Below are 5897 nucleotides of genomic sequence, written 5' to 3'. Positions count from 1 at the left end.
CTGCGCGGCGGCACCCAGATCGTGCTGGAGACGCGGTCCACCCCGACCACCAAGGCCGACCGCGCGGCCACCGACCGCACCCTGGAGGTGCTCCGCGGCCGCGTCGACGCGCTCGGCGTCGCCGAACCGACCCTCGTCCGCTCCGGAGCCCACCGGATCATCGTCGAACTGCCGGGCGTGCAGGACCCGAAGAAGGCGGCCGACGTGCTGGGCCGCACCGCCCAGCTGTCCTTCCACCCCGTGCTCGGACCGGCCGATGCCGGGACACCCGTCAAGAGCGGGGAGAGGGTCCTGACCGACGCCGAGTCCGGGCAGAAGCTGCGTCTGGGGGCGTCCGCCCTCACCGGGAAGGAGGTCAAGGGCGCCGAGGCCCGGTTCGACCAGGAGACCGGCGCCGGCTGGCACGTCACGGTCGACTTCGACCGCGCGGGCCGCGACCGGTGGGCCCGGCTGACCGCCGACGCCGCCTGCCGTCCGGTCGGCGACCCCGCGCGCCGGGTCGCCATCGCGCTGGACGACCGGATCATCTCCTCGCCGCAGGTCGACCCGTCCGTCACCTGCGGAACGGGCATCGTGGGCGGCTCCACGCAGATCACCGGCTCGTTCAGCGACAGCGAGGCCCGCGAACTGGCCTTGCTGATCAACGGCGGCGCCCTGCCGGTGCCGGTCGAGACGGTCGAACAGCACACCATCGGCCCCACGCTGGGCGCCCGCGCCATCACGGCCGGTGCCTGGGCCGCGGTCGTCGGCACCGCGCTGACGGCGTTGTTCATCATCGTGGTCTACCGGCTCATGGGCGCCCTCGCCGTGGTCGCGCTGCTCGGCTACGGGCTGATCTCCTACGCCGCGCTGGCCGCGCTCGGAGCCACCCTGACCCTGCCGGGCCTGGCCGGCTTCGTGCTGGCGATCGGCATGGCGGTGGACGCCAACGTGCTCGTCTTCGAACGCGCCCGCGAGGAGCACGCCGTGCGCCGGCGGCCCAGCACGCGCTCGGCGCTGACCGCCGGGTTCCGCAACGCGTTCAGCGCCATCGCCGACTCCAACGTCACCACGCTGATCGCGGCCGGGCTGCTGTTCCTCCTCGCCTCCGGGCCGGTGCGCGGCTTCGGCGTCACCCTCGGCATCGGCGTCCTCGCCTCCATGATCAGCGCCCTGGTGGTCACCCGTGTGCTGGCTGACTTCGCCGCCTCCCGCCCATGGGTGCACCGGCGTCCCCGGATCACCGGACTCGCCACCACCGGCCGGGTGCGCGACGCGCTCGTACGCCGCAGCCCTCGGCTGATGCGCCGGCCGCGCCGCTGGCTGGCGGTCTCCGCGGTCGTGCTCGTGCTCGCCGCGTCGGGCATCGCGGTGCGCGGCCTGCAGTGGGGGATCGAGTTCACGGGCGGCCGCCTGATCGCGTACGAGACCACGTGGGCCGTGGATCCCGAGCGGGCCCGCGGCGCTCTCGCCGACGCGGGGTTCCCGCACGCGCTCGTCCAGTCCGCCGGGGACACCGGGCTCACCGTGCGCACCGAGGAGCTGACCGACGCGCAGGCGGACACCGTCACGCGGACCATCGGCGCGCTCGGCGGGGACAGCGGGGACACGTCCAAGGTCCGTGACGAGCTGATCGGCCCGAGCCTGGGCGAGGAACTGCGCCGCAACGCCCTGATCGCCCTCGCGGTGGCCCTCGGAGCACAACTGCTGTACCTCGCCGCCCGCTTCCGCTGGCTGTTCGGCACGGCCGCGGTCGCCGCCCTCGCCCACGACGTGCTCATCCTGGTCGGCGTCTTCGCCTGGCTCGGCAAGCCGCTGGACGGTGTGTTCCTCGCCGCCCTGCTCACCGTGATCGGCTACTCGGTCAACGACTCGGTCGTGGTCTTCGACCGCATCCGGGAACTGCTCCGGCGCGACCGCAAGACGCCCCTGTCGCACGTCACCGAGCAGGCGATCCTGCAGACCGTGCCCCGCACGGTGAACACGGGCATGGGCGCGGTGCTCATCCTGGCCTCGCTCGCCGTCCTCGCCGAGGACTCGCTGACCGACTTCGCGCTCGCCCTGCTCATCGGTCTCGCGGTCGGCACGTACTCGTCGGTCTTCACCGCCGCCCCGGTCGCCATCGAACTCCACGGCCGCCGGCGCGCCCGCTGACCGGCCCGTCCCGCAGGAACCATTCAGCTAGGTGCCCTATCCAAATATTGCAAAGGACAAGAAAAGCTCCGTATAGCCACCCCCAACTCCGCGTAGTTGCACGACCACCCGCCGCGACGATGCGTGACGCTGGCCGCGAACGGAACGCCGGCGGGACGGGCGCACAGCCCTCGGGCCGGTGTGCTCCACCGGCTTCGAAGGGGTGTGAGGACAGTGGGACGCCACGGCGCCCGGCGGGAAGCGGAACCGGTGGCGGCGGTGGCCGCCGACCGGTTGCCGCGGGCCGGGCGCGCGCCGCGTCGCTTCCCCACGCCGCCCGGCCTGCGGGCCGTCCTGCGCACCGACCGGGCCCTCACCCACGTCACCGGCGGCGCGGCGGACACGGCGACCTGCGCGGGGTGCGGCCTGGACCGCACCCCGGGGCCCGGCATGTACGGCTGGGACGCCATGGGCGCCTTACAGGCCCCGCCCGCGCCCGCAGCCGCGGGCACCGGGACGGGCAGCGGTCCGCGAGGTCGCGTCAACCTGCCCGACCGGAACAGCCCTCGCGGCCGGCCGCGAGGGCTGTTCCCCCGACGGAAGGCCGAGCCGCGGCGATGAACCAGCACCGAGCCGTCCACCAGGCCGCCTCCCTGCTCCTGCACTACCCCGACCAGCGCTGGCCGGCCCACCGCGACCTGGCGCTGGAGTCGATCGGTGGGCTGCGCGGCCCGGCGACGGAGCCCCTGCTGCGGTTCTGCCGCCGCACCGCCGACGTCCCGCTGCTCGACCTCGCGGCCCAGTACGTCACCACCTTCGACCGCAGCCGCCGCCGCACCCTGTACCTGACCCACTACACGGACGGCGACACCCGTCGCCGGGGCGGCTCGCTCGCCGCGCTCGAGGCCCGCTACCGGCAGCACGGCTGGGAGCCGTCCCACGGTGAACCGCCCGACCACCTCCCCGCCGTACTGGAGTTCGCGGCGCGCTGCCCCGCCGCCGGCCGTGCGGTGCTGCACGAGCACCGCAGCGCCCTCACCCTGCTCGCCACCGGCCTCGCCACCCACGGCAGCCCCTACCTCGATGTGATCCGCGCCGTCCGGGCCACCCTCGACGAGGGAGTTCGCCGCTGATGACGCACCCGCGCACCGCGAGGTGGGTGTCCTGCCCCGCCCGGCCCCGGCCGTTCAGCCGCCTCGTGCACGCCTTCACCGTCCCCTCGGCCATCCGGCCCGTTCCTGCGTCGTCCACCGCTCCGGCGGCCGGGCGGCACGCTCCGGTCGTACTCCACGCAGGTCAGGCGCGCGCTGAGACGAACGCCGCCCGGCGCGTGGGAACGTGGCGGGCCGTAATCGGGTCCATACGGTTGTGCGCACCAGGGCGGGGAACTGCTTCGAGGAGCCGAGCGGTGGTGCAGCGGTTCATGCGACGGGAAGGGCGGACCGGGGGGACGGCGTGACGCAGGTCGGGCCGGGCGGTGGAAGACGGCGCGGGTGCGAGGCCCTGATCCGGCCCGCGCTCTTCGTCGCGCGCACCCTGCGCGGCGAGTGGCACGGCATGGTCGTGGACCCGGTGCGGCAGCTGATGCGCCGCGGCCTGTCCGGGCTGGTGCTGGCCTTCGTGGCCGCCTTCGGCGTGATCTTCTTCCACGCGCTCGCACAGCATCGCGAGGGCGAGACGGCGGTACGGATCCTCGGCGGCGTCCAGGCCGACCTGCCGCTGTGGCAGGCGCTGTTGCGCACCCCCGTCTCGCTCTACGTCCCGGCCCTGGACCTGCCGGTGTGGGCCGGCATCACGCAGCTGTTCATCGCGTTCGCCCTGGCCGAGCTCGCCCTGGGCCGGGGCCGCACCCTGTTCATCTCCTACGCGACCACCCTGGCCGGCACCCTCACGGTGCGGCTGATGCTCGCGATCGGGCCCGGCTGGTGGGGACTGGGGCTGCCGCCCGAGATCGGGCACGTGCTCGACACCGGGCCGTCCGCCGCCGTGGTGGGCCTGTTCACCTACCTGTCCGTGGTGCGGCGCGCCCCGGTCGTCTTCTTCCTCACCGGCGGCTCGATGGTGGCCGAGTCGGTGGTCAGGCCCAACCTGGCAGGCCGCGAGCACCTGATCGCGGTGGCCGCGGCGTTCGTCCTGGCCCTGGTCCACGAGCGCGCCTGGCGCCGGCTGCCGCTGCGGCTGCCCCGCCGGAGGCGCGACGTCCCCTTCCCGACCGCCCCGGTACGGGCCGCCGTTGCCTATCCTGAGCCCATGGGCACAGGGGGAAGGACGGGGGACCGATGAACTGGATCTGGTGGGTGCTCATCCTGTTCTGGACCGGTGGCTTCGCGTGGCTCGCCGACACCGCGCGCACCGCGCTGCGCAACCGCCACCAGCGCAGGCTGGAGCTGATGGAGGCGCAGAAGGCGGAGCGGCTGGCCGTCGAGGCCGCGCACAAGCCGCCGGAGCCGGTGTGCGGGTGCACGCACCACCTGGCCAAGCACGACAAGAACGGCCACTGCCACGAGCGCGTGGAGGTGCCGACCGCCTGGGACGAGAACAAGAAGCCGCTGCGTTACGAGCCGGGGCAGTGCAACTGCCAGCAGTACGTGGGCCCTCAGCCGCTCTCCCAGGTGTACGCCGAGGAACTCACCGACCGGGCCTGACCGCCGTCCGCCGCCCCGGCGCCGCGCCTGTTGCGGGGCGTGCGCTGGGGCCAGCACAGGACGTACAGCGCGGAACCGGCCGCGAACGCCAGCCGCAGCAGGCCCTGGACGGAGGCGGAGGGCACCAGCAGGGCGCTGCCGTACAGGGATATCAACGCTATCCAGCTCACCCAGGGCACCAGGCGCCGCTGGCCGATGGAGTCCCATATGAGGGTGCCGAGCAGCACCGAGGCGTTGTAGTACGTGTACACGCTGGGGTCCAGCACGATCCGCGCGTCGGCGGCCAGCAGCACCACGGCGGCCCAGCGGTTCCTGCGGACCGCGAGCGCGCCCAGCAGGATGCCGAGGCTCATCTGCGCGGGGCGGTCCCACCAGGGGGTGGCCGGGTCGTTCACGCCGAACCAGCGCAGGGCGGAGGCCGGCTGGTTGGGGATGGTGAAGCGGGCGGCGTGGAAGGTGTCCAGGTGGGTGAGGTAGAAGGGCAGCCAGGCCGCGGCCACCAGACCCACGGTCCAGGCGCCCGCGCGCAGCCGCACCGGGCGGGGCAGGACCAGCAGCAGCGGCAGGAAACCCACCGCCCACGGTTTGGAGTCCACGGCCAGCGCCAGCAGCACGCCCACGGCCGTGGCGTTGCCGCGCACCAGGGCGCGAACGGCCAGGGTGGTGAAGAACAGCGCCAGTACGTCGTCCAGGTGTGCGAACCGCACCGAGACCTCGACCCACATGGGGATGAAGGCGGCCCCGGCGACCAGGACGCGCTGCTGCAGACGCCGGTGGTTCATGCCGGTGCCGAGGCCCTGCTCGGCCGCCGTACGGCCGATGAGCACCAGCATGTACAGCCCCAGGCCGGACATGAACGCCTCGGCGAGGTTCTCGCCCAGGGCGGCGTGGAACGGCTCGAACAGCGCGGCGACCACGAAACTGACCGGGCCGATCTGCAGTTCCGGGTGGTTGGCGTACAGCGCGAGACCGCCGCCCGGCACCTGACTGAACAGCAGTTCCTCACCGGTTCTCAGGTAGTGCCAGGACACGGCCCCGTGGCGCTCGGCCACGAGGAACCAGACGACCGTCCACACGGTCAGCAGGGCGGTGTGCCACCGCACCGGATATCGGCCGATGCGGCCGATATCCGGTGCGGTG

General features: G+C 73.7%; 6 protein-coding genes. 5 read left to right on the top strand and 1 reads right to left on the bottom strand.

The window, feature by feature from the left end; translation table 11 throughout:
* From secD to BZY54_RS44750, 5 genes are all read left to right on the top strand, one after another.
* The coding region (gene secD / locus BZY54_RS44770) for a protein translocase subunit SecD (protein WP_086731098.1) at positions 1–2133 on the top strand (2133 nt) is incomplete at its 5' end.
* A gap of 213 nt (positions 2134–2346) precedes the next feature.
* Positions 2347–2733: a hypothetical protein gene (locus BZY54_RS44765; RefSeq protein ID WP_143668290.1), complete on the top strand. Its 387-nt coding sequence runs from the start codon at positions 2347–2349 to the stop codon at positions 2731–2733.
* A complete protein-coding gene (gene narJ, locus BZY54_RS44760; RefSeq protein WP_086731096.1) occupies positions 2730–3245 on the top strand; it encodes a nitrate reductase molybdenum cofactor assembly chaperone in 516 nt (171 codons plus the stop codon). The genes BZY54_RS44765 and narJ overlap by 4 nt, the downstream gene beginning before the upstream one ends.
* A 424-nt stretch (positions 3246–3669) precedes the next feature.
* The gene (locus BZY54_RS44755) at positions 3670–4395 is read left to right on the top strand and encodes a hypothetical protein (protein WP_244217642.1); all 726 of its coding nucleotides are present in this window, start codon (positions 3670–3672) and stop codon (positions 4393–4395) included.
* Positions 4392–4757, top strand: coding sequence for a hypothetical protein (locus BZY54_RS44750; protein ID WP_086731095.1), 366 nt, complete (start codon positions 4392–4394; stop codon positions 4755–4757). Before BZY54_RS44755 ends, BZY54_RS44750 begins: the two co-directional genes overlap by 4 nt.
* Here BZY54_RS44750 and BZY54_RS44745 read toward each other — a convergent pair.
* On the bottom strand, positions 4709–5897 hold a 1189-nt coding region (locus BZY54_RS44745), incomplete at its 5' end, for a hypothetical protein (protein WP_107419986.1). The genes BZY54_RS44750 and BZY54_RS44745 overlap by 49 nt on opposite strands.

Source organism: Streptomyces carpinensis (assembly GCF_002154505.1).
GTDB lineage: Bacteria > Actinomycetota > Actinomycetes > Streptomycetales > Streptomycetaceae > Streptomyces > Streptomyces carpinensis.
This window is presented reverse-complemented; position numbering and strand designations above follow the sequence as displayed.